23 protein-coding genes are annotated in these 22,690 nt (G+C 68.0%); 12 read left to right on the top strand and 11 right to left on the bottom strand.

The window, feature by feature from the left end; genetic code table 11:
* Nucleotides 1-4 precede the first annotated feature (4 nt).
* Together JWQ81_RS22125 and JWQ81_RS22130 are read left to right on the top strand one after the other, a co-directional pair.
* A complete protein-coding gene (locus tag JWQ81_RS22125) occupies nucleotides 5-985 on the top strand; it encodes a phosphotriesterase-related protein (protein WP_297544390.1) in 981 nt (326 codons plus the stop codon).
* A 26-nt stretch (nucleotides 986-1,011) separates the two neighbouring features.
* Nucleotides 1,012-1,632, top strand: coding sequence for a TetR/AcrR family transcriptional regulator (locus tag JWQ81_RS22130; protein WP_297544391.1), 621 nt, complete (start codon nucleotides 1,012-1,014; stop codon nucleotides 1,630-1,632).
* 9 nt (nucleotides 1,633-1,641) lie between these two features.
* On the opposite strand, the gene JWQ81_RS22135 is transcribed toward JWQ81_RS22130, so the two are convergent.
* The 9 genes from JWQ81_RS22135 to JWQ81_RS22175 form a co-directional block, all read right to left on the bottom strand.
* Nucleotides 1,642-1,980, bottom strand: coding sequence for a hypothetical protein (locus JWQ81_RS22135; RefSeq protein WP_297544392.1), 339 nt, complete (start codon nucleotides 1,978-1,980; stop codon nucleotides 1,642-1,644).
* Nucleotides 1,981-2,428: 448 nt separating this feature from the next.
* Complete coding sequence (locus tag JWQ81_RS22140; RefSeq protein ID WP_297544393.1) at nucleotides 2,429-3,565, bottom strand: acyl-CoA dehydrogenase family protein; 1,137 nt, start codon at nucleotides 3,563-3,565, stop codon at nucleotides 2,429-2,431.
* Nucleotides 3,562-4,761, bottom strand: coding sequence for an acyl-CoA dehydrogenase family protein (locus JWQ81_RS22145; protein ID WP_297544394.1), 1,200 nt, complete (start codon nucleotides 4,759-4,761; stop codon nucleotides 3,562-3,564). The genes JWQ81_RS22140 and JWQ81_RS22145 overlap by 4 nt, the downstream gene beginning before the upstream one ends.
* Entirely contained in the window at nucleotides 4,758-5,984 is a 1,227-nt protein-coding gene (locus tag JWQ81_RS22150) for an acyl-CoA dehydrogenase family protein (protein WP_297544395.1), read from the bottom strand. The genes JWQ81_RS22145 and JWQ81_RS22150 overlap by 4 nt, the downstream gene beginning before the upstream one ends.
* Nucleotides 5,984-7,009: a phosphotransferase family protein gene (locus tag JWQ81_RS22155; RefSeq protein WP_297544396.1), complete on the bottom strand. Its 1,026-nt coding sequence runs from the start codon at nucleotides 7,007-7,009 to the stop codon at nucleotides 5,984-5,986. Before JWQ81_RS22155 ends, JWQ81_RS22150 begins: the two co-directional genes overlap by 1 nt.
* An 88-nt stretch (nucleotides 7,010-7,097) precedes the next feature.
* Entirely contained in the window at nucleotides 7,098-7,550 is a 453-nt protein-coding gene (locus tag JWQ81_RS22160) for a MaoC family dehydratase (protein ID WP_297544397.1), read from the bottom strand.
* Nucleotides 7,551-7,560: 10 nt separating this feature from the next.
* Nucleotides 7,561-8,322: a 3-oxoacyl-ACP reductase FabG gene (gene fabG / locus JWQ81_RS22165; protein ID WP_297544398.1), complete on the bottom strand. Its 762-nt coding sequence runs from the start codon at nucleotides 8,320-8,322 to the stop codon at nucleotides 7,561-7,563.
* A 228-nt stretch (nucleotides 8,323-8,550) separates the two neighbouring features.
* Nucleotides 8,551-9,696: a DnaJ domain-containing protein gene (locus JWQ81_RS22170; RefSeq protein WP_297544414.1), complete on the bottom strand. Its 1,146-nt coding sequence runs from the start codon at nucleotides 9,694-9,696 to the stop codon at nucleotides 8,551-8,553.
* Nucleotides 9,697-9,861: 165 nt separating this feature from the next.
* Nucleotides 9,862-10,269: an SgcJ/EcaC family oxidoreductase gene (locus JWQ81_RS22175; RefSeq protein WP_297544399.1), complete on the bottom strand. Its 408-nt coding sequence runs from the start codon at nucleotides 10,267-10,269 to the stop codon at nucleotides 9,862-9,864.
* Between the two features lie 54 nt (nucleotides 10,270-10,323).
* Here JWQ81_RS22175 and JWQ81_RS22180 point away from each other — a divergent pair, with 54 nt between their 5' ends.
* The 3 genes from JWQ81_RS22180 (at nucleotide 10,324) to JWQ81_RS22190 (ending at nucleotide 12,277) form a co-directional block, all read left to right on the top strand.
* Entirely contained in the window at nucleotides 10,324-10,872 is a 549-nt protein-coding gene (locus JWQ81_RS22180) for a PadR family transcriptional regulator (RefSeq protein ID WP_297544400.1), read from the top strand.
* A 103-nt stretch (nucleotides 10,873-10,975) separates the two neighbouring features.
* Nucleotides 10,976-11,821, top strand: coding sequence for an NAD(P)H-binding protein (locus JWQ81_RS22185; RefSeq protein WP_297544401.1), 846 nt, complete (start codon nucleotides 10,976-10,978; stop codon nucleotides 11,819-11,821).
* 45 nt (nucleotides 11,822-11,866) lie between these two features.
* Nucleotides 11,867-12,277, top strand: a complete 411-nt coding sequence (locus JWQ81_RS22190; protein WP_297544402.1) for an SgcJ/EcaC family oxidoreductase — start codon at nucleotides 11,867-11,869, stop codon at nucleotides 12,275-12,277.
* 134 nt (nucleotides 12,278-12,411) lie between these two features.
* On the opposite strand, the gene JWQ81_RS22195 is transcribed toward JWQ81_RS22190, so the two are convergent.
* A complete protein-coding gene (locus tag JWQ81_RS22195; RefSeq protein WP_297544403.1) occupies nucleotides 12,412-12,621 on the bottom strand; it encodes a hypothetical protein in 210 nt (69 codons plus the stop codon).
* Between the two features lie 118 nt (nucleotides 12,622-12,739).
* On the opposite strand from JWQ81_RS22195, the gene JWQ81_RS22200 reads away from it, so the two are divergent.
* Nucleotides 12,740-13,105, top strand: coding sequence for an aldo/keto reductase (locus JWQ81_RS22200; protein ID WP_297544404.1), 366 nt, complete (start codon nucleotides 12,740-12,742; stop codon nucleotides 13,103-13,105).
* Nucleotides 13,106-13,243: 138 nt separating this feature from the next.
* On the opposite strand, the gene JWQ81_RS22205 is transcribed toward JWQ81_RS22200, so the two are convergent.
* Nucleotides 13,244-14,437 carry an ROK family transcriptional regulator gene (locus tag JWQ81_RS22205; protein WP_297544405.1) on the bottom strand — a complete coding sequence of 398 codons (1,194 nt, stop codon included), beginning with the start codon at nucleotides 14,435-14,437 and terminating at the stop codon, nucleotides 13,244-13,246.
* 111 nt (nucleotides 14,438-14,548) lie between these two features.
* Between JWQ81_RS22205 and JWQ81_RS22210 the strand changes: the two genes are divergently transcribed.
* The 6 genes from JWQ81_RS22210 (at nucleotide 14,549) to JWQ81_RS22235 (ending at nucleotide 22,507) form a co-directional block, all read left to right on the top strand.
* On the top strand, nucleotides 14,549-16,015 hold the full coding sequence (locus JWQ81_RS22210) for an APC family permease (protein WP_297544406.1): 1,467 nt from the start codon (nucleotides 14,549-14,551) through the stop codon (nucleotides 16,013-16,015).
* Between the two features lie 14 nt (nucleotides 16,016-16,029).
* Entirely contained in the window at nucleotides 16,030-18,975 is a 2,946-nt protein-coding gene (locus JWQ81_RS22215) for a glycoside hydrolase family 2 TIM barrel-domain containing protein (protein ID WP_297544407.1), read from the top strand.
* The gene (locus JWQ81_RS22220; RefSeq protein ID WP_297544408.1) at nucleotides 18,972-19,871 is read left to right on the top strand and encodes an ROK family protein; all 900 of its coding nucleotides are present in this window, start codon (nucleotides 18,972-18,974) and stop codon (nucleotides 19,869-19,871) included. The genes JWQ81_RS22215 and JWQ81_RS22220 overlap by 4 nt, the downstream gene beginning before the upstream one ends.
* 428 nt (nucleotides 19,872-20,299) lie before the next feature.
* A complete protein-coding gene (locus tag JWQ81_RS22225; RefSeq protein WP_297544409.1) occupies nucleotides 20,300-20,638 on the top strand; it encodes a hypothetical protein in 339 nt (112 codons plus the stop codon).
* The gene (locus tag JWQ81_RS22230; RefSeq protein WP_297544410.1) at nucleotides 20,638-20,796 is read left to right on the top strand and encodes a hypothetical protein; all 159 of its coding nucleotides are present in this window, start codon (nucleotides 20,638-20,640) and stop codon (nucleotides 20,794-20,796) included. The genes JWQ81_RS22225 and JWQ81_RS22230 overlap by 1 nt, the downstream gene beginning before the upstream one ends.
* 103 nt (nucleotides 20,797-20,899) lie before the next feature.
* Nucleotides 20,900-22,507: a peptide-N4-asparagine amidase gene (locus tag JWQ81_RS22235; RefSeq protein ID WP_366942324.1), complete on the top strand. Its 1,608-nt coding sequence runs from the start codon at nucleotides 20,900-20,902 to the stop codon at nucleotides 22,505-22,507.
* The last annotated feature ends 183 nt before the right edge of the window (nucleotides 22,508-22,690 follow it).

The raw sequence follows: 22,690 nt of genomic DNA on the forward strand, positions 1-22,690 counted from the left end.
GTCGATGGCGCAGGTGGAGACAGTCACGGGCCCGCTGGACACCGCGGACCTCGGCCGGGTGCTCATGCACGAGCACATCTTCGTCCTCAGTCCCGAATTCGTCGCGAACTATCCGGAGCATGACGGTTTCGTCGAGGAAGAACAGGTTCCGGAGGCTATCCGGAGACTGCGTGAGCTGGCCGAGGCCGGGATCGACACGATCGTGGATCCCACGGTCGTCGGGCTCGGCCGCTACATCCCACGCATCCAGCGGGTCGCCGCCGGGGTCGGGATCAACATCGTCGTGGCGACCGGGCTCTACACCTACAACGAAGTCCCGCATTACCTGCACTTCCGCGGGCCCGGCGCGATGCTTGGCGGCGAGGACCCGTTGATCGGGATGTTCGTCGAGGATCTCACCACGGGCATTGCCGGTACCGGGGTCAAGGCCGCGTTCCTCAAGTGCGCCACCGACGAACAGGGCATTACACCGGGTGTCGAGCGGGTGCTGCGCGCCGTCGGGAAGGCTCATGCCGCGACGGGTGCGCCGATCATGACGCATTCGCATGCCGTTTCGCGCAACGGTCTTCTCCAGCAGGACGTGCTCGAGTCCGAAGGCGTCGACCTTCGGCGCGTGCTGATCGGGCACAGCGGGGACACCACCGACCTCGGCTACCTGACCGAGGTGGCCGATCGGGGTTCACTGCTGGGCATGGACCGGTTCGGTCTCGACCTGCTGCTGCCGTTCGAAGAACGCGTCGCGACCGTGGCGGCGCTGTGTGAGCGCGGCTACGCCGGCAGCGTGGTGCTGTCCCATGACGCCTCGTGCTACATCGACTGGCTGCCGCGTGAGCAGCTGCCGGTGCTGACACCGAACTGGCACTACCTGCACATCACCAGCGACGTCCTGCCCGCGTTGCGGGCGCGCGGAGTCAGCGAGGACGACCTCACGACCATGCTCGTCGGCAATCCGCGGCGATTCTTCGAGTCCGTTCGGACGGCTTGAGACCAACCGGTCGGTATGCTGAGCCGATGACCCGAGCCAATGCCCGCAAACCGGGGGCGGCCCCCGGCGCGGACGACCAGGGGTCCGTTCCGCGCAGGCTCCTTTCCCACGCGACGAAACTCTTCGCCAAGAAGGGTTTCGACCGCACGTCGGTGCAGGAGATCGTGGAAGCGGCCGGGGTCACCAAGGGCGCGATGTACCACTACTTCGGCTCGAAGGACGACCTGCTCTACGAGATCTACGCCCGGGTGCTGCGCGAACAGACCGAGCAGCTGGAAAAGGTCGCGGTCATCGACGCGCCGCTGCGGGAGCGGTTGACCGCCGCCGCGTCCGACGTGGTCGTCAGCACCATCGCCAGCCTGGACGACAACAAGATCTTCGCGCAGTCGATGCACCAGCTCAGCGCCGAAAAGCAGAAGGCCGTCCGCGCCGAGCGACGCAAGTACCACGAACGCTTCCGCACGCTGATCGAAGAGGGACAGGCCTCCGGTGACTTCCGTGCCGACAAGCCCGCGGACCTGGTCGTCGACTTCTTTTTCGGTTCGGTGCACCACCTCGGCTCGTGGTACCACCGCGGCGGCTCGCTCACCGCACGCCAGGTCGGCGACCACTACGCCGACCTGCTGCTCGACTCCCTGCGTCCGTAGGGGACCGTGTCAGGACTCCCGGCGCCGCTTCAGCATGGCCAGCCCGGGAACCGACAGATCGGGCCACGGCGGACGCCGGAGTACGGCCAGCGTGGAGATGACCGCGGCCGCCAGCCCGATGGTCACGCCGACGAGCGCTATCCGGGTTTCGTCTTCGGCGGCCGTCCAGGTGACCTTGCCCTCGACGATGGAGAACAGTCCGACCGGCGCGGCCCTGATGCCGAACATGGTGCTGACCCGGCTGACGGAGATGACCGTGACACCTTCGTCGGTCTCGTACGGCTCGCCGTACACCTGGGGCAAGACGCTGCCCGCCCGTAGCCGGTCCAGGCCCTTGTCGAGCTTCATCGCGCATTTCCCCTCAGCCGGATTGCCTCAATGCCACCTTAGGTGGGCTCAACGTACTTAAGGTGGCCTTGAGGGAACGCTAGAAATCCGAACGGCGCTAGAAATCCGAGCGGCGCTAGATTTACTTTCGATACGAAACGTCCCCCGATACAAATGATTTGTACGAAACGTCCCCCGAGTCACTCGCACGCGGGTCGCAACGCCACAGCAGCCCCCACTGCCCCCTCAGCCCCAACACGTTCCCTCGGGGCCCTCGGAGCTGCCCCACGGCCCAGGCTGCCCTCGTCCTTGCTGCAGTAGAAGCGACCTTCACACGAGGAGTTGACCCTCTGCCTGACGCCCGCCAACAAGCCCAGCTTATGGCGACCCTCGCAGTGCGTTCAACGCACTGCGAGGGTCGCCATGTCGTGACCTTGAGGGGTCCCTGGCACCCGACGGCACCGAAACGTCAGCGCGGCAGGTCGATCAGGGTGGCCAGGGTCGCGCGGTGGCGGCCCGGGGTGCCCAGCGCGATCTCGTCGGCCTTGGCGCGCTTGAGGTACAGGTGCGCCGGGTGCTCCCAGGTCATGCCGATGCCGCCGTGGAGCTGGATGGTCTCCTCGGCGACGTGGACGGCGATGGAGGAGCAGCGGGACTTCGCGACCGCCACGGCGATCGGGATGTCTTCGCTGCCGGTGGCGAGCGCGTCGGCGGCGTAACGGGCGGCTGCGCGGGCGTTGACGAGTTCGAGATAGAGGTTTGCCAGGCGGTGTTTCAGTGACTGGAACGAACCGACCGGACGGCCGAACTGATAACGCTCTTTCAGATACCGCACCGTTTCGGTGAGGCACCACTCGGCGAGGCCGAGCTGCTCGGACGCCAGGAGGCCGGCGGCGGTGGTCAGTGCGTGCTGCAGCGCCGCCGGGGCGTGCTCCGCGTCGGCGAGCAGGCGTGCCGGGGCACCGGCCAGCTCGACGTCGGCGACACGGCGGGTCAGATCGAACGACGTCAGCTCGGTGATTGTCGCGGCCGCCGCCTCGACGGCGTAGAGCGCGGCCCCGTCCGGGCCGACAGCGGGGACCACGAGCAGTTCCGCCACCGACGCATCCGCGACGGTACCGACGCGGCCGGTGAGCGTTCCGTCGGAACCGACCTTGACGCTCTCCGGGAAAGCGACGCCGGGCTGCGCCGACAGGGGGATCGCCAGGGCGCCGATCAGCTCGCCCGCGGCCAGCCGCAGCAGCAACTCGGCGACGGCTTGCTGGGTGGTGTCCGCGCCGAGCAGGGCCGAGGTCGCGAGGACGACGCTGCCGAGGAAGGGAACGGGAGCGACGCTGCGCCCCAGTTCCTCCATCACCAGCGCGGTTTCCCGGGCCGACGCCCCATGACCGCCGAGCTCCTCGGGCACGGCAAGCCCAGCCGCGCCGAGATCCGCGGCCAAGGTGCGCCACAGCTTCAGGTCGTACGGTTCGGCCGTCTCGATCCTCGCGAGCACCGCCGCCGGGCCGGCCTGGTCGGCGAGCAGGTCGCGCACGCTGGCCCGAAGGTCCTCTTCGACCTCCGAGTAGAGCAGGTCCGGCGTCGCCGGAGTCGTGGGCTTGCTCATCGCGGGAGGTCCTTCCAGGCGACGTCCTTGTCGACGCGCGGCTCGGACGGCAGCCCCAGGACGCGTTCGGAGATGATGTTGCGCAGGATTTCCGAGGTACCACCCTCGATGGAGTTGCCCTTCGCCCGCAGGTAGCGGTAACCCGCTTCGCGTGCGGTGAAGTCGACAGTCTCCGGGCGCCGCATGGTCCAGTCGTCGTAACGCAGGCCTTCTTCGCCCATCAGCTCGACTTCGAGTCCGGACAGCGCCTGGTTGAGCTCGGCGAACGCGAGCTTCATGGCTGAGCCCTCGGGGCCGGGCTGACCCACCGCGAGCTGCTGGCGCAGCCGTCCGCCCGCCAGCCGCAGGGTTTCGGTCTCCACCCAGAGCTTCAGCAGGCGGTCGTGCAGCTCCGACGTCCGCAGCTCGGGACGTGCGCGCCAGACATCGGAGACGATACCGATCATGCCGCCCTCACGCGGGACCGCGTTGCCGCCGATCGCCACGCGTTCGTTGTTCAGCGTGGTCTGCGCGACCTTCCAGCCCTCGCCCACCTCACCGAGGCGATGCGCGTCGGGGATGCGGACCTCGGTCAGGAAGACCTCGTTGAACTCGGCCTCGCCGGTGATCTGGCGCAGCGGCCGGACCTCGACGCCGGGCGCGGTCATGTCGCACAGGAAGTACGTCATGCCCTGGTGCTTCGGCAGGTCGGGATCGGTGCGGGTGACCAGGATCGCCCACTGCGCGGCATGCGCGCCCGAGGTCCACACCTTCTGCCCGGTGACGACCCAGTCGTCACCGTCGCGGACCGCGCGGGTGCCGAGCGCGGCGAGGTCGGAGCCGGCGCCCGGCTCGCTGAACAGCTGGCACCAGACCTCTTCGCCGGTCCACAGTGGACGCAGGAACTTCGCGTGCTGATCGGACGTGCCGAAGCGCAGGATCGTCGGCGCGGCCATGCCGAGCCCGATGCCGATCCGGCGGGGGTTGTTGTCCGGCGCGCCTGCCGCGGCGAACTGGGCGTCCACAGCGGACTGCAGGGACCGCGGCGCGTCGAGGCCGCCCAGGCCCACCGGGAAGTGGACCCAGGACAGCCCGGCGTCGAACCGGGCTTGCAGGAACGCCAGCCGGTCGGTGGTCTTGGGATCGTGCTCCGACAACAGTTTCGCGACCCGATCGCGGAGCTGGGCCGCGTCGATCTTCGTGGTGACACTGGTCATTTCGCGTCTCCGACGGGTCGGTACTTCTTGAGCTCGCGGTGCGCCATCGAGCGCTTGTGCACCTCGTCGGGACCGTCGGCGAGCCGCAGCGTGCGGGCGTGCGCCCACAGCGAGGCCAGCGGGAAGTCCTGGCTGACGCCGCCGGCGCCGTGCGCCTGGATGGCCTTGTCGAGGATCCACTCGACGGTGATCGGAGTGGAGATCTTGATGGCCTGGATCTCGGTGTGCGCGTTCTGGTTGCCGACGGTGTCCATCAGCCACGCCGTCTTGAGCACCAGCAGGCGCTGCAGCTCGATCTTGACGCGGGACTCGGCGATCCAGTCCTGCACCACGCCCTGCGACGCGATCGGCTTGCCGAACGCCTCCCGCGAGAGGGTGCGGCGGCACATCAGTTCGAGCGCGCGCTCGGCCATGCCGATCAGCCGCATGCAGTGGTGGATACGGCCGGGGCCGAGGCGGGCCTGCGCGATCGCGAAACCGCCGCCTTCCTCGGTGAGCAGGTTCTCCGCCGGCACGCGGACGTCTTCGAAGATCACCTCGGCGTGGCCGCCGTGGTCGCCATCGGAGTAGCCGAACACGTGCATGCCGCGCTTGACCGTCATACCCGGGGTGTCACGCGGGACCAGGATCATGCTCTGCTGGCGGTGCGGCGCCGCTTCGGGATCGGTCTTGCCCATCACGATGAAGATCTTGCAGTTCGGGTTCATCGCGCCGGAGATGTACCACTTGCGGCCGTTGATGACGTATTCGTCGCCGTCGCGCCGGATGCTGGTGGCAATGTTGCGGGCGTCCGAGGACGCGACGTCCGGCTCGGTCATCGCGAACGCGGAGCGGATCTCGCCGTCGAGCAGCGGCTGCAACCACTGCTTGCGCTGCGCTTCGTTGCCGAACCCGGCCAGCACTTCCATGTTGCCGGTGTCCGGGGCGGCGCAGTTCAACGCCGTCGGCGCGAGGCTCGGGCTGCGACCGGTGATCTCGGCGAGCGGCGCGTACTGCAGGTTGGTCAGACCGGGGCCGTGCTCACCGGGGAGGAAGAAGTTCCAGAGCCCCTGCTTACGGGCTTCGGTTTTCAGCTCCTCGACGACAGGTGTTGTCGTCCAAGGGTTTTCCCGTTCGGCGAGCTGCTCGGCGAAGACCGGCTCGGCCGGGTAGACGTGCGAGTCCATGAACGCGAGCAGCTTTTCGCGCAGCTCCTCGGTCTTGGCGTCGAAGGCGAATTCCATTACTGCTCCTCTTTGAGAATCTCGTTGCCATGGGCGACCAGTGGGGCGACACCCGCGCCGACCTGTTCGAACCCGGAACCGACGGTCTGGCCTTTGCTGAACCGGAAGTAGATGCCTTCCAGGATCACGGCGAGCTTGAAGAACGCGAAGCCGATATACCAGTTGAGCTGGGAGACGTCCCGTCCTGAGCGCTCCGCGTACCGGGCGATGACGGCGTCGGTGCTGGGGTAGCCCGGTGCGGAGGTCGCGTTCGACACGAACGTCAGGTTCACCGCGCTGCGCTCGGCGTAGGCGATCATCAGCGCGAGGTCGGTGAGCGGGTCGCCCAGTGTCGACATCTCCCAGTCGAGCACCGCGGTGATCCGGTCGTCGCTGTCGACGAGGACGTTGTCCAGGCGGTAGTCGCCGTGGATGATCGACGGCGCCCCGGACTCGGGCACCGACGCGGCGAGCCGGTCGTGCAGCTCGTCGATGCCCGGCAGGTCGCGGCTCCTGGACCCGTCGAGCTGCTTCTTCCAGCGGCGCAGCTGCCGCTCGAGGAAGCCGTCCGGACGGCCGAAGTCGTCGAGCCCGACCGATTCCGGGTCGACGGAGTGCAGGTCGACGAGAGTGTCCACCAGCGAGTCGGCGATCGCTTTGGTCCTCGCCGGGCCGAGGGCGATGAGCTCTTCGGCGGTGCGGTACGGCGTCCCGGTGACGAACTCCATCACGTAGAACGGCGCGCCGAGGATGTCCTTGTCCTCGCAGAGCAGCAGCGCTTCCGGCACCGGCACGGCGGTGGTGTGCAGCCCGGAGATGACGCGGAACTCGCGCTTCATGTCGTGCGCGGTCGGCAGGACGTGGCCGAGCGGTGGACGGCGGACCACCCACTGCGCCGCGGCGTCCCGCACGATGTAGGTGAGGTTCGAGCGGCCGCCCTGCACGACTTCGGCGCTGAGTTCGCCGGTTGTGAGCCCGGGGCGGTGCTCGTCCAGGTACGCGCGCAACCGCGCCAAGTCGAGGCCCGGCGGGTCCGTTCGGCTCATTTCGTCTCCCTCGGTGTCGCGGCTATCGTACCGACCAGTCGGTATGTACTACGGGGCGGGCACTCGACGGCTGTCTCCGGGCCGTCGATCAGGCGATCAGGCGAGCGACGGTCTCGGCGACGCAGGCGGGCTTCGCCTGGCCCTCGATCTCGATCGTGCACCGGACGACGGCCTGCTTGCCACCGGGGACGTCGGTGACCTCGAGCAGTTCCATCCCGGCGCGGACCTTCGACCCGACCCGGACCGCCTCTGGGAACCGCACTTTGTTGAGGCCGTAGTTGACACCCATCGTGAGGTTCTCGACCCGGTAGATCTCGGGGGAGAACATCGGGATCAGCGACAGCGTCAGGTAACCGTGTGCGATGGTCCCGCCGAACGGTCCCGCCGCGGCGCGCTCGACGTCGAGGTGGATCCACTGGTGGTCGTCGGTGGCGTCGGCGAACTGCTGGACCCGTTCCTGGGTGATCGTGTGCCACTCGCTGTAGCCGAGGTGTCCGCCGACGGCGCCGGCGAACTCGTCGATTCCGGAGAAGACGCGCATAGGGTTGTCCTCAGTCCTTCGGTCCGCCGGCGACGTAGATGACCTGGCCCGAGACGAACCCGGCACCTTCGCTGACCAGGAACGACACGACGTGAGCGATGTCGGCGGGGGTGCCGACCCGGTTGACCGGGATCTGCGACGCGGCGGCCTTCTTGAAGTCGTCGAACGAGATGCCCATGCGGTCGGCGGTCGCGGCCGTCATGTCGGTGGCGATGAACCCCGGCGCGATGGCGTTCGCGGTGACGCCGAACTTGCCGAGCTCGATCGCGAGGGTCTTGGTGAAGCCCTGCAGGCCCGCCTTCGCGGCCGAGTAGTTCACCTGGCCGCGGTTGCCGAGCGCCGAGGTGCTCGACAGGTTCACGATCCGGCCCCAGCCCTGCTTGGTCATGTGCGCCTGCACCGCGCGGGACATCAGGAACGAGCCGCGGAGGTGGACGCCGATCACCGAGTCCCAGTCGAGGTCGGTCATCTTGAAGATCAGGTTGTCGCGGGTGATGCCCGCGTTGTTGACCAGCACGGTCGGCGCGCCGAGTTCCTCGGCTACGCGGGCGACTGCCGCCTCGACCTGCTCGGCGTCGCTGACGTCCAACGTCACGCCGACCGCCTTGCCGCCGTTCGCGACGATGGCTTCGGCGCCCTGCTTGACGCCGGCTTCGTTCAGGTCCAGCAGGCCGACCGCGAAACCGTCGGCGGCGAGCTTGCGGGACACCTCGGCGCCGATGCCTTGACCGGCGCCGGTCACGATGGCGACACGCGAATGGGACTCGGTCACAGGGGACCTCCTCGTCGTTGGGGAGCTGGTTCTGGAACTAAGCAGCCGCTTAGGAAAGTACTCGCAGCCGTCCAGCTTGGTCTGTGACCTCCGTCATGTCCAGCCGAACGGGTGCTGCTGACGCGAGGCTGCCAGTGGGCGGGTTGATCTGTATCAGGGGGCCCTGATACGAATGATTCGTACCAGGGGTCCCCTGAGTCGGGTCGCGAGCCGCCGGACGAGGCGAGCTCAGCCGCCGACGACCTGGTCGCGGACTTTCCGCGCGGTTCCGACGTCGACCGTCGACGGGTCTTCGGCCAGCCAGCCGCCGATCTCCTCGATGAACCGCTGCGGCGTCATCGGCGGGATCACGGCGTCACCGGCGGTCGTGACCTCGCCGGCGCGGCTCGGGTAGACGACCAGTGCGGCGCAGACGTCGACGTCCGGCAGGAAGTCCTCGTACGCCGTCAGGCTTTCCGCCAGCCTGGTGCCGCCGCCGCGGAACTGGCGGCCGTTGCGACGGAAGCCGCCGTCCTCGTCGGTGGTGTAGTCCCCGGGCAGCCACAGCTTCGACTCGACGAGCACGAGCCGCTTGCCGCAGAGCACCGCGTGGTCGATGTCGGCGAACACCGAACCCGGCCAGGCGAGCCCGTGGAAGACCATCGCCCCCGGAAGCCGCGTCAGATAGCGGCTCAGCAGGTCCGCGGTGAGCCGTTCGGCCAGTTGGTCCCGTTCGGTGCCCGGCGTGCCGAACTCGCGCCGCGTGCCGAACTCGGCGGTGAAGGACCGGCCGACGCGCACAGCGTCGAGATGCCGCCGTGACAGCCGTTGGATCAGCGCCGCTGTCGCGGCGGCCACCAGCAGCCACACGACCAGCAGCGGCACCGAGAACCCGGCTCGGAACAGCAGTGGCAGCACCAGCAACACGACGCCGGCGAGCGAGGCGACCAGGGGGGAGTGACCCGGTCCGCCCGGCTCGGCGTGGCGGACGCGTTCGGCGATCCCCGGTTGATCCCACCAGCCGACGGCGTCGGTGTCGATCCGTGGCGAGCCGGGCGAGAATTCCGGGTCCTCGCCGAATTCCCGTGCCGCACGGCGACTTTGACGAGCCTGCCTGGCTGGAGACTGCCGAGCTGGAGACTGCCGAACCGGAGCCTGCCTGGCGGGAGACGTCGTCACGGTACGGGCAGGCGGGTGCTCGACGCGGTCGTAGCCCGCACGCAGGCTCGGATCGCTGAGCGTGGCGTAAGCCTGCTGCAGCAACCGGAAAGTCCCGGCAGTGCCGCCGGTGTCGGGATGCATGACCTTGGCGAGCCCGCGGTACGCCGCCTTGATTTCGGCGGCCGAAGCCTCGGGGCGAAGCCCGAGCAACTCGTAGTAGTCGACCTCGCGCACGGACTTGTTCACCTCCCACGGCAGCGCCGCCACACTATGGGGTCCACGAGGCGCGAGCTCAACCGCATCCGGCGGCGCGTCAGGGTGACGCTGTGCTCAACCCCGCAACCTGCGGCGACCCGGATCGGGCCGCGCGCGGGCCGGAAACGCCGCGGCGGTGCGCGGTCAGTGCCCGCCGAGCGGCGTGTTCTGGTAGGCCACGAAGATCCACGCGCCGTTGAGCTTCTGTGCCGTCAGCGAGTAGATCGTGCGCTTGTTGTGCTCGCTGGAGCGGTGGTCGTTGTAGACGATGCGGCCGTAGGCGGTCAGGATCGCGACGTCGGCGGTGAGGAAGCGGATGCGGTCGATCCGCCCTTCGAGGCTGCTGTTCCTCGCCCACGCCGAAAAGATGATGTCGTGGCCGTCGACGATCTCCTGCCAGCCGCGTTCGAGCTTGCCGTTGGCGATGATGTAGTCCGCGTCGTGGGCGAAGCACTCGGCGTACGCGGCCGAGTCCTGCCAAGCGTCGAGCATGCGCTGGTAGAGGGCCCGGATTTCACTCTCGTCCTGATATGTGGGTGCTGTTGTCGTCATGGGGATAGTCTCGCACGACTTGACGTGTGAGAGTAGTCGTGTTTGAGTAGTTGGATGAATCAGACGCGGTTGTTCGTCCTCGGCGCCCTGCACCGGGGTGGTCCGATGCACGGCCACGAGATCCGGCGCGAGGCGCAGATCGACCGGACCGAGCTGTGGGCCGACGTCAAACCGGGTTCGCTCTACGGCGCGTTGCACCGGATGGCGGCCGAAGGGGTCATCGAGGTGGTCCGGACCGAGCAGGAGGGCAACCTGCCCGCGCGCACGGTGTACGGGATCACCGCCGAAGGCCGCCAAGAGCTGGCAGCGCAGCGCGACCAGGCGCTGCGCAACACGCGGCTGCGCCCTGATTCGGTCGATCTGGCTCTGCAGTACTCCACGGACCTGTCCGAGGAGGCGCTGCTGGCGGTGCTCGAAGACCGGCGGCAGGCCCTCGAAGCGCAGCTCGTCGCGTGGCGTCACCAATGGGAGTCCGCCGCGCCCTACCTGACGGGCCTGGAGCCGATGACCTTCGAACACACCCTGCTGCGCCTGCAGGCAGAGATCACCTGGCACGACAAGCTCATCGAGCAGCTGCCGAAGCTGCTCGCCACCGACGACTGACCCGGTACCCCCTGCGCCCCTCCGAACGCCTGTCCGGCCGGATGGCGGAGTTCGTGGCGCCCTCACCCCACCAAGTCCGACCCCTTTCTTGTGGAGTCCGCACATGATCCTGATTACTGGAGCGACCGGCACCGTCGGGCGTGAGCTGGTCGTCCAGCTTCTGCCCTCGGGCATCCCACTCCGCGCGATGACACGCGACCCGTCGCGAGCCGACTTCCCCGAGTCCGTCGAGGTTGTGGCCGGCGATCTCGCCCAGCCGAGCTTGCTTCTTCGGGCGCTCAAAGCCGTCGACCAGGTCTTTCTGCTGTTCGCCGGCCCGAACAGCGCCGAGCACGACGCCAACCTGATCGCCGCGGCCCTCGAGGCCGGCTCGCCCCACATCGTCAAGCTCTCGGCGTTGAGCATCGCGCGCGACGCGAAGGACCCGATCTCCACCTGGCACCAGGCGGGGGAGCAGGCACTGCGGGACAGCGGGCTGACCTGGACTTTCCTGCGTCCCGGCGCGTTCATGTCCAACGCGCTCAGGTGGGCGGGCAGCATCTCGTCCCACGATTCCGTGTACGCCCCGTACGGTGAGGGCCGGGCCGCGGTGATCGACCCGGCCGACATCGCCGCGGCAGCGGTGGCCGCACTCACCGGGCTCGGTCACGAGAACACGGCGTACTCCCTGACCGGTCCGGCGGCGCTCAGCCCCGGCGAGCAGGTCGAAATCCTGTCCGAGGTGCTGGATCGTCCGCTGCGGTTCATCCCGGTGCCCGAGTCCGCCGCGTTGGACGGGATGCTGAAGGCGGGCATGCCGCCGATCGTCGCCGACGCGACCATGCAGACGATGGCCATCGCGCTGGAACCGGCGGGCTCCCAGCTCGAGCCGACGGTCGAGCAGCTGGCCGGACGGCCCGCGCGCACGTTCGCGGAATGGGCGCAGGCGCACCGCGCCGCGTTCGGCTGATCCCCGGCAGTACCGCTCCGTCCGCCAACTCTCAGGGAGAATCCCATGGGTGAGACCACCCAAACGATTACGCAGGACGAAGTGAAGATCAGAGCTCTTTACCAGCGACTGCTAGACAGCTGGGGTGATGCCGCGACCTATGCGCACTGTTTTTCCGTCGACGCCGACTACATCGTCGCCAATGGAATGATCGAAAAAGGGTGGCCCGAGATCGGCAAAGGCCACGAGTTCATTTTCTCCACCTGGGCCAGGGACACAAAACTGGCCGGCCGGGTCCACAGCGTGCGGTTTCTTACCCCGGATGTCGCCTTGGTTATCGCCTATGGTCATGTCGTGTTCAATGAAGAGAGTGCCGACGGTTCCACGGAGCGGACGATCTATTCGCTGATCGCACAGAAAATGCAGGATGAGTGGATTTTCGTCGCCTATCAGAACACGCCTTTGGTCGCGCGGTGAGCGAAGGTGCCCGCGCCTGTTCTGGGTGAGTTCCGACTCGCCGCCGGTGAGTGGGAATCGCGGACGGCGCCCTGCTTGAAAGTACAAAAGTGCCCTGCGTGGCCGTGCCCGCCGACGTACTGGACGCACCGGATTTACGGGGAGGTCGTGTCGGCGCTCTGGTTTAGGCCGTCGATGAGGAGTGTGACCATGCGTCGGCTGTACGCGACGCCCTCGCCGGGAATGGGTTGGCACAGCAGGGCAACCGCGTGCAGGAGGTCCTTGGCGCTGATGTCGGCACGGACTTCACCGGTCGCTGTCGCGGCGTCGAGCAGCGACCCGAGCGCGGGTCCGAGTCGCTGCATGAAGTAGCCGGGTAGGGCGTCGAACGCCGGATCGCCGGAGTGAAGCGCCGAAGCCGCCGTACTCGATCCTCAGCCGTGGATCGAAAAGGAGGTACTGCCGACCGCGCAACGCCACGGAATGGGCACGCTGGTGTGGGGGCCGCTGGGGCAGGGAATCCTCACCGGTCGCGTCCGCAAGGGCCAGGAGTCCGACCTCCGCCGCGCGGGCATGATGAAGCACGTCAACGACGAGCGGCGGATCGACGTCGTCGAACAGCTCATCCCGCTCGCCGCGGAGGCAGGCATGCCACTGACCCACCTTGCGATGGCGTTCGCGATCGCTCATCCCGGTGTGACCAGCGCGATCGTGGGGCCGCGCACGATGAGCCACCTCGACGACCTGCTCGCCGGCGTCGACGTCACGCTCGACCAGGACTACCGACCCCCGGCCCTCCAGCGCGCGAACCTCCGCCGTCGTTCTGTCGATGAGCGCGCCACCGCCTGACCGCGAGCCCGGCGGATCAGCCGCCGCATCGCGGACGTGTACTTGGTGCCCAGTGCGATTCCGTGGCGCAACTCGACGGCGAGTTGCGGTCTCTTAGAAACTAAGAGACCGCACAAAAGCGCAAAAGTGGGACGCGCCTCAGGACCCGCGGCGTTCGAAGACCACGTCGCGGGCCGTGTCCAGGGCGGTCGCGATGGCGCCGGTGAGGACGGCGTCCTCGCCGAGCTCGCCCGCCACGATCCGCGGGCACAGGGGAGTGGTGTGGGACAGCGCGCGGCGCATGGGTTCGGCCAGCAGGTCGGCGTTGCTGCCGATCCCGCCGCTGAGGACGACGAGTTCCGGGTCGAGCACGGCCGCGACCGAGCAGACGAGGAACGCGAGCTTCTCCGCCTCTTGCTCGACGGCCCGCACGGCTCGCGGCTCGCCTTCTCGAGCCAGCGTGAAGACCTCACGCGCGCTCAACACGTCGGACAGCCCGGCCTCGACGGCGACTTCGACGACCGAGCGTGCGGCCGCGGCGGCCTCCATCAGGCCGCGGAAGGGTTGCTCGCTCGCGTGGCCGTCGGTGCTCGGCCAGCCGTAGGGCAGGTACGCGACCTCGCCGGCAGCGCCGTTGGCGCCGCGGAAGAGCTTGCCGTCGACGACGATCCCCATCCCGATGCCGGTCCCGACCGTGACGCAGACGAACACCCGCGCCCCCCGCGCCACTCCGGCGTGCTGCTCGCCCACCGCGGACAGGTTCGCGTCGTTCTCCACCACTAGGCCGGGCCCCAGCGCGGCGTCCAGCTCGTTGAGCAGTCCCTTCCGCTCCCAGCCGGGCAGGTTCGGCGCCCGGTGCAGGGTCGCCGCCTTCGAATCGGGCACGCCGGGGGTGCCGACGACGGTGGCGACGATGTCGGAGCGGTTGAGCCCGGCCGACTCGATGGCCTTGTCGGCGGTCTTGCGCACGGTACGCACCAGTGCGGTCGCCGAGCGGCAGCGGTTGGCCGCGTCGAGCCGGGCGACCACCGTCCCGCTCAGGTCGGCGACGGCGACCCGGATGGACTGACGGCCGATGTCGATGCCCACGACGTGCCCGGCCGCCGGGTCGATTTCGTAGACCACGGCGGACCGGCCCTGGCCGGAGAAGGTGCGGCCAGCCGTTCTGACCAGGCCGTCCTGCTCCAGGTCGAGCAGTGCCTGGCCGACCGTGGGCTTCGAAAGCCCGGTGTCGGCCGCGATCTGCGGTCGCGTCGCCTCTCCGCGTGAGCGGAGCCGTTCCAGCACGACACGCTGGTTCAGTTGCCGCATGCTGGCCGGGGTGCCGACCTGTGGACTGTTGCCCGCCGTCATCGCGGTTTACCTCCGAGTCACCTGCGTTGCCGCAACTTTACGTACCGAACTCTTCCAGCCGTGCCTGATTTATGTTAAGAAACTTTACTAACTATTGGACGGAGGCGCGTCGTGAGTTCACCCACCCGATCGGGCGATGCCGGAGCTGCGGTCCCGCTGCAGCCCGGCCTCGAGCGGAAGATCGGTCCGTTCCAGGCAATTGCCATCAACATGACGCAAATGTGCGGGATCGGCCCATTCGTCACCATGCCCTTGATGGTGGCGGCACTGGGCGGCGCCCAGGCCATGTTCGGCTGGATCATCGGCGCGATCGTGGTGCTCGCAGACGGCCTGATCTGGGCCGAGCTCGGCGCCGCGATGCCGGGCGCCGGCGGCACCTACATCTACCTGCGGGAGGCCTTCCAGTACCGGACGGGCAAGCTGATGCCGTTCCTGTTCGTGTGGAGCGCGGTGCTGTTCATCCCGCTGATCATGTCCTCGGGCATCATCGGCCTGGTCAACTACCTCGGCTACGTCGTTCCCGGAATGGCGAACGCCGACGGCACCAACACCGGCCTCGGCAAGATCGTCGGCATCGTCATCACCGCGGCGATCATGCTGGCCCTGCTCCGCAAGATCGGCCAGATCAGCAAGCTGACCACGGTGCTGTTCGGGGTGATGATGTTCGCCATGCTCGCGACCATCGTCGCGGCCTTCACACACTTCAGCGCCCACCAGGCGTTCGCCTTCACCCCCGGCACCTTCAGCTTCAACGGCGGCTCGTTCTGGCTCGGCCTCGGCGCCGGCCTGTCCATCGCCGTGTACGACTACCTCGGCTACAACACCATCGCCTATCTCGGCGCCGAGGTCCGCAACCCCGGGCGGACCATGCCGCGGGCGATCATCTTCTCCATCCTCGGCATCATGGGCCTGTACTTCCTCTTCCAGGTCGGCGTGCTCGGCGCGCTGCCGGTGGACAAGATCACCGGCGCCAGCTCACTGGCCTCGATCGTGCTGGAGCAGTCCTGGGGCGTCCCGGTGGCCAAGGTGATCACCGTCCTGATCGTGATCGCCGCGATCGGGTCGGTCTTCGCGGGTCTGCTCGGCGGCTCCCGCGTGCCGTTCGAGGCCGCCCGCGACAAGGTGTTCCTCTCGGCCTTCGGCAAGCTGCACCCCAAGCTCCACCTGCCGACCGCCGGCGTGCTCACCATGGGCGTGATCACCATGGTCGGGTCGCTGTTCTCGATCAACGACGTGATCAACTCCGCGGTCGCGGTGCTCGTGCTCATCCAGTCGCTCGCTCAGGTCGCCGCGATCGTGGTCCTGCGCCGGCGCCAGCCGACGCTCAAGCGACCGTACAAGCAGTGGATGTTCCCGCTGCCGACGCTGATCGCCGCGGCCGGATTCGTCTACCTCTACGTCACGCCCGGCAAGCCGATTTACCTCTGGCTGTCGCTGGGCTGGACCGCGTTCGGCATCGGCGCGTTTCTGATCTACGCCAAGACCGAGAAGATCTGGCCGTTCGGCCCGAAGGAAATCCGGGAGCAGTACCTCATCGCCGAAACGACTGAAGAAGCAGAAGAAGGGGTTCAAGCATGAGAAGGTCGCGGACCATGCGTCTGGCGCTCGGCGCCGCGCTGATCCTGGTGCCCGGCGTCCTCGCCGTCGCGCCGCCCGCGTCCGCCCAGCAGGACGCCCAGGCGTTCGCGGGGAAGGCACACGAGCAGACCACGATCGGTACCCGGGGCTGGCAGGTCCTGAGCAGTGCGACGGACACCGACGGCGGTGACAAGATCTCCGCCCCGACCTACCCGACGTCGAACTGGCTGCCCGTCAAGCCGGACGACGCCGGCGCGCCCGGCACCGAGATCAACGCGCTGGTGCAGAACAACAAGTGCCCGAACGTGTACTACTCCGACAACATGCGCAAATGCTTCGGCTTCACTGACAAGGTCGGCCTGACGACCGTGCCGCAGTTCGCCGTGCCGTGGTGGTTCCGCACTGACTTCACCTCGACCGCGAAGGCGGGCCAGGACGTCAAGCTGACCGTGCCCGGCATCGTCGGCGAGGCCGACGTGTGGGTCAACGGCAAGCTCGTCGCGAGCAAGGACGTCGTCAGCGGAGCGTTCGCCGGGCACACCTTCGACATCACGAAGTTCGTGAAGTGGGGCAGGGACGCCCAAAACACCGTAGCGTTCAAGGTCTACCCGAACAACCCGCTCAAGATGTACACCCTGGATCAGGTCGACTGGGCCCAGATTCCGCCGGACATGAACACCGGCATCCAGTACCCGGTCACCGTGCAGACCTCCGACGCGCTGACCGGCGACAACGAGCACATCACGCAGGACAACGCGGCCGACCTCAGCACGTCCTCGCTGACGGTGAAGGTCGACGTCACCAACAACGCGGGCTCCGCGCAGACCGGCAAGGTCTCCGCGATGGTCACCCCACCTTCGGGCGGGACGCCGATCATCGTCAGCCAGACCGTCACGGTGGCGAAGAACTCGAAGCAGACCGTGACCTTCACGCCGTCGAAGTTCATGGCGCTGAAGATCTCGAAGCCGAAGGTGTGGTGGCCCTACTCGATGGGCGCCCAGCCGCTGTACACACTGAATACCGCGGTCTCCCAGGAAGGCGCCGTCTCGACGACTTCGCAGGAGACGTTCGGTATCCGCACGGTCACCTCGGCGCTGGTCGGCAAGTCGCCGCAGGCTCCGGAGGGCTCGCGCAAGTTCTCCGTCAACGGCAAGGCGTTCGTCTTCCGCGGCGGCGGCTACGCGCCGGACCTGTTCCTGCACTACGACTCGGCCGACGTCGCGCATCAGCTTTCGCTGATCAAGAACCTCGGCCTCAACGGGGTCCGGCTCGAAGGCCACGACATGCCGCAGGACTTCTACGACCAGGCGGACCGCGCGGGTCTGCTGATCCTCGGCGGGTTCCTGTGCTGTGACGCCTGGCAGCCCGACAGCGCGGCCGGCCTCACCGACCGCGACTACACGATCATGCAGGACTCCGCGTACAGCATCGCGCAGCGCGAGCGGAACCACCCCAGCGTGATCACCTACGGCTGGAGCGACAACGAGCCGCTGGCCAAGCAGGAGTCCGTTTCACTGGCGGGCTTCAAGGCTGGCGACTTCCAGATCCCGATCCTGGCGTCCGCCGAGTACAAGAGCACGCCGACGCTCGGCAACTCCGGTGAGAAGGAGGGGCCGTACGACTGGGTCCCGCCGTCCTACTGGGCCGACACCACGCACTTCGACTCGACCGACGGCAGCCGGACCAACGTCGGCGGTTCGTGGGGCTTCGCGAGTGAGCAGAGCGCCGGCGACACCGTCCCGACGCTGGACTCGATCAACCGGTTCCTCTCGCCCGAGGAGCAGGCCAAGCTCTGGCAGGACCCGGCCTACAACCAGTACCACGCCAACTTCGAGCCCGGCCACGGCGGCTACGCCTTCGGCACGCTGTTCAGCCTCGACGATTCGATCACCAAGCGGTACGGCAGCTGGACCGACCTCCCGTCGTACGTGCAGCAGGCGCAGATCGCGAACTACGAGAACACCCGCTCGCAGTTCGAGGCGTTCCTCAACCACTCGACGGACAAGGACAACCCGGCGACCGGGATCGTGTACTGGCAGCTGAACAAGGGCTGGCCGACGCTGCTGTGGTCGCTGTACAACAACGACGGCGACCAGGCGGGTGCCTTCTACGGCGCCAAAAAGGCCAACGAGCCGCTGCACGCGCTGTACGGCTACGACGACAACGCCGTCACCCTGGACAACCTGGGTGCCGGTGCGCAGTCGGGTCTTTCGGTGCAGGCCAAGGTGTATGACACCGCGGGCAAGGTGCTCGACGACCAGACGGCGTCGGGGATCACGCTCGGCAGCCAGACGGTGAAGAACAAGGTCATCACGCCGAAGGTCCCGGCCGCCACCCAGGCTCCGGCCAAGGCGTCGGTGTACTTCGTCGAACTGCAGGTGTCCCAGGGCGGGAAGGTCGTCGACCGGAACGTCTACTGGATGTCCACGCAGAAAGACGTCGTCGACTGGGCCAAAACGCAGGGCAACCCGCAGGCGACGCTGTCGCAGTACAGCGACATGTCCGCGCTGCAGAACCTGCCGAAGAGCACGGTGAAGGCCGTCGCCACCACGAAGCCGCAGGCTGGGCCGAACGGGGACGACACCGCCACCACGGTGACCGTGACCAACACCTCCACCACCCCGGCCGTGGGCTTCTTCATCCGCGCCGACGTGCGGCGGGGCACCGAGAACGGCACGCCGCTCTCCGGTGACAACCAGGTCCGGTCCGCGACCTGGGACGACAACGACACCACGTTGTGGCCGGGCCAGTCCGAAACGCTCACCGCGACCTACAAGTCTTCGGACCTGAACGGCGCCACCCCGGTCATCAGCGTGTCCGGCCAGAACACCAACGCGCTCGTGGTCAGCGCCGCCGCCGGCGGTTACGGCCACCACGCGGTGGCACCGGGTACCGGGTCGACCGGCCCGGCCGCCACGGCGGTCTACGAGCGTCCGATCCCGAACGGAACCAAGGAGTGACGATCGCCGAAATTGTTCTGGGGATCGACTTCGGGGGCACCAAGGTCGCACTCGGACTCGCCGATCGCGCCGGAAACCTGCTGGCCACGAGCCGGCTGGACACCGACGCGGCGGCGGGAGCCGAACAAGCCGTCGCCCGGGCCCTCTCCGCCGCCAGGACTCTCCTGGCGGCGGAGAGAGCCGGGGCCCGGCTCGGCGCCGTCGGTGTGGTCAGCCCCGGGATCGTCCTTCCCGACCGCATCCTGCTGGCACCGAACGTGCCGGGGTGGGAGCGGCTGCATCTGCGTGACCTGGTCGCGGCGGAATTCGGGTCGACACCGATCGAGGTCGGTACCGACGCGAAGGCCGCCGCGCTGGCGGAATGGAAATGGGGTGCGCTGGCGGGGACCGACCCGGCGGTGTTCCTCTCGCTCGGTACCGGGATCGCCGCGGCGATCCTGGTGAACGGCAAGGTGTTGGCCGGGGCGAACGGAGCTGCGGGGGAGATCGGGTACAACCTTCTCGCCGCTGGGGACACTGGCGGTTTCGCCAGTGGAGCGGCGCCGCTGGAGGAAGCCGTCGGTGGGCGTGGGCTGGGCGGCCGGGCGAGTGAACTGCTCGGCCGCCCGGTTACCGCGGGTGAACTGTTCGCGTTGGCGAGGGACAGTGCGCCGGCGAAGGAACTGGTGACCGCGGCACTGGACGAGTTGTCCATGCACGTGGCCAACCTGGCCATCGCGATCGATCCGCAGCGGATCGCGGTGGGCGGCGGGCTGGTGCGCTCGGCCGACGTGCTGCTGCCCGCGCTGCGGGACCGGCTCGCGCTCGCCGTGCCGTTCCCCCCGGAGCTGGTCGCGGCGAAGTTCGACCAGGACGCGTCGTTGCTCGGCGCGATCGCGCTGGCTCTGGGCGCGTAGGACGTGTCCTCAGGGCCACCCCGATGGCGTTGAAAGCCACAGGGGTGGCTCTGAGGGATTTTTTGCGCGCGCACCCCCATCAGCCCGGGCCCTCGCTCGCCGAGTTCAGCTGCAAGGTCATGAACATGCTGTTGCGGCTTGGTACGTAGGTGCCGAACGGTAGGCACGGCTTGAACCCCGCCTTTGCGTACAGTGCTGGTCAAGCTGCTTCAGCGCGGCGACGCCGAGAAGCGTGCCATCGAGGCGAAAACCGAAGAACGTGACACCGGGATCGAGCAAGCCATCCACGTTGAGCGCGTGTACGTCCTCCGGCGGGCTGTGCAACCTAGCGAACTCCAGATGGCGCTCGAGCAATTGCCGGACGTCCGCCGCGCCTCGCGGTACCGCCGCTGTTCGCACGGCTGCGCGAGGCCGAGCCCGAAGAGGCCATGGCGAGCCTCGCGGCTGTCGCGGGCATCGAGGACATCGACGGTCTTGTGGTGTGCCTCGGCTTCGGCATCGACGCCTACCACGGTGTGTGTCACGCGCACGTGCTGGAAAACCTCGCCGCGCTCGAACGTGAAGGCGCGTACCTCGGGGCGCTGTCCATCCCCTCGGGATCGCCTGAGGCCGCGGGATACCTGGACGCCGTCGCGTACGCCCAGTCAGTGACCCCGCTGCGGCCGAGCATCGTCAACGGGCAGATCTCCGCCGCGCTGCGGGGGCAGTTCGGCGACGTGCGGTTCACGGACCGCACGTCGGGGAGCCAGCTGTTCGTCAACCCCTGATGGGGCTCTACTTCACCGTGGACCTGCGCGGTCTGGCCCAGGGTGTGGGCTATCTCGACCGGATCGAGGACACCGAGTCGGCGATGGAGATCTCGCTGGCCATCGAGGAGTACCGAGACAAAGTGGACACCCGGCCGCGCAGCGTAATCCCGCACTGATTCTCCTCCGTTCGTCGGGCCCGATCGGCGCTAGCATCAGCGCGTGAAGATCAGGGTCAGACGGATACTGGGTGTGGTCTGCGCCGCGGTGCTGGCGTGCGGCATGGCAGGCACGGCGTCGGCGGCGCAAGGCCTGGAAGGCGACACCGACAACCCGGTGACTCCGGCGCCGGCCGTCTCGCGGCCCGCGACCGAGCACTGCACGGTGAGCCTGGCCGACAAGTTCCCGTCCAACGGGCCCGACGGCGCGAGCCAGCTGTTTTCCGGCACACTCGCCCCGCCTTCGGCGTGCGCTGGACCGTGGGCGAAGGTCGTGCTCGACGAGACGGTCACCGTGAGCGGGCGGCAGTACGACCGCATCGGCGACCTCACCATCGGAGGTACCGAGGTGTACTGGGGTACCACCGAGGAACCCAGCGGTGAGGGCCACAAGGCAATCACGTACCACTTCGACAAGGATCTCACGCCGTACAGCGCCTTGTTGCGCAAGCCACAGCCGTTCAAGGGCGGCATCGTCAACTTCCAGTCATCGATCTACACCGGCAACTACATGCAGACTGCGACACTGACCTACTACCGTGCCGACCGGGCGCACCCCGCGCCTCAGGTTGCCGACGCCGTCGCCGGTTTCCCGCACCAGGACGCCAATCCCGGCCAGGGCACCGTCCACTTCGCACTGTCCGCGTTGCCGCGCAACATCACCCGCGCCTATCTGGAAGTGACGCTGGAGGGCGGCGCCTGCGACGAGCAGTGGTTCGACGACGTCCCCGACGACGTCGCCGCGAAGTACCCGGCGGCCGGACTCTGCGGCCACGGGCCGTTCCGCGAGGCGAACGCGGCACTCGACGGCACCCCGGTCGCCGGCGTGCAGACGTTCCCGCACATCTACTCCGGCGGCATCGTGCCGACCCTGTGGCGCCCGATCGTCGCCATCGACACCTTCAGCCTGCACTCGGAACTGGTCGACGTCACGCCGTTCGTCGGGCGCCTGGTCGACGGCGCGTCGCACGACCTCTCCTTCACCGTGCCGAACATCGGCGGCAGCTGGAGCATCAGCCCGACCCTGCTGCTGTACACGGACCACGGCGCGGCCACGACGAGCGGCGCGCTCGTCAAGTCCGAGGTCGCGCCGGTGGCCGCGCAGTACACGGCCGAGCGGCCGATCACCGGCGGGGTCAACGCGACCGTGACGGCGAACCGCGACGACGTGACCACCGGCTACGTCGACACTTCGGCGGGCCGCGTGTACACCCGGGTCGAGCGCACCAGGGCCTTCCTCAACAGCGACGACATGACCGGCAACGGACTGGTCCAGCACGTGGCGCAGACCGACAGCGGCCAGCAGACCTCGGTGTCCACTATGGACGGACGGGTCCGCTCGGCCGACCGGCACTCGTACTCCTACCCGATCACGGTCGACGATTCGGCCGCGAACTACGTCGACGACCAGAACTTCCAGCTGACCGGTTCCGTCGAAATGACACAGGTCCTGCATGACGAAACGGGCGACGGGCGCAGTTGGCACACCACGGCGGCGTCCGACGAGTGGCTGAAGTCCTCGGGTGTGCTCGGCCGGACCAACGGCGTCAACACCGAGTCGGACGGAAGCGCGCAGACCGCGTACAGCGGCTTCGACGACTCTCGACGCCCATACTTCCATTACTTGGCGGCAAATCACGGTCTCTTCACCGCGGACAAGGCCTCGGGCTGATTTCTTGTCGGTGTCCTGGCCTTGATGTTTGTTGGTGTGTAAGGGTTTTGTTCCGTGAGATGCTACCCGTGTGAGTGATGCTGTTCGAACGAGTGTGCGGTTACGCTTGCTGTGTGGACGTGGAACAGATGCCGGCGTGGACACTCACCGAAGGGGAGCTGTCCGCCGCACTGCTGCGCGCCG

This window comes from Amycolatopsis sp. (assembly GCF_025464955.1).
GTDB lineage: Bacteria > Actinomycetota > Actinomycetes > Mycobacteriales > Pseudonocardiaceae > Amycolatopsis.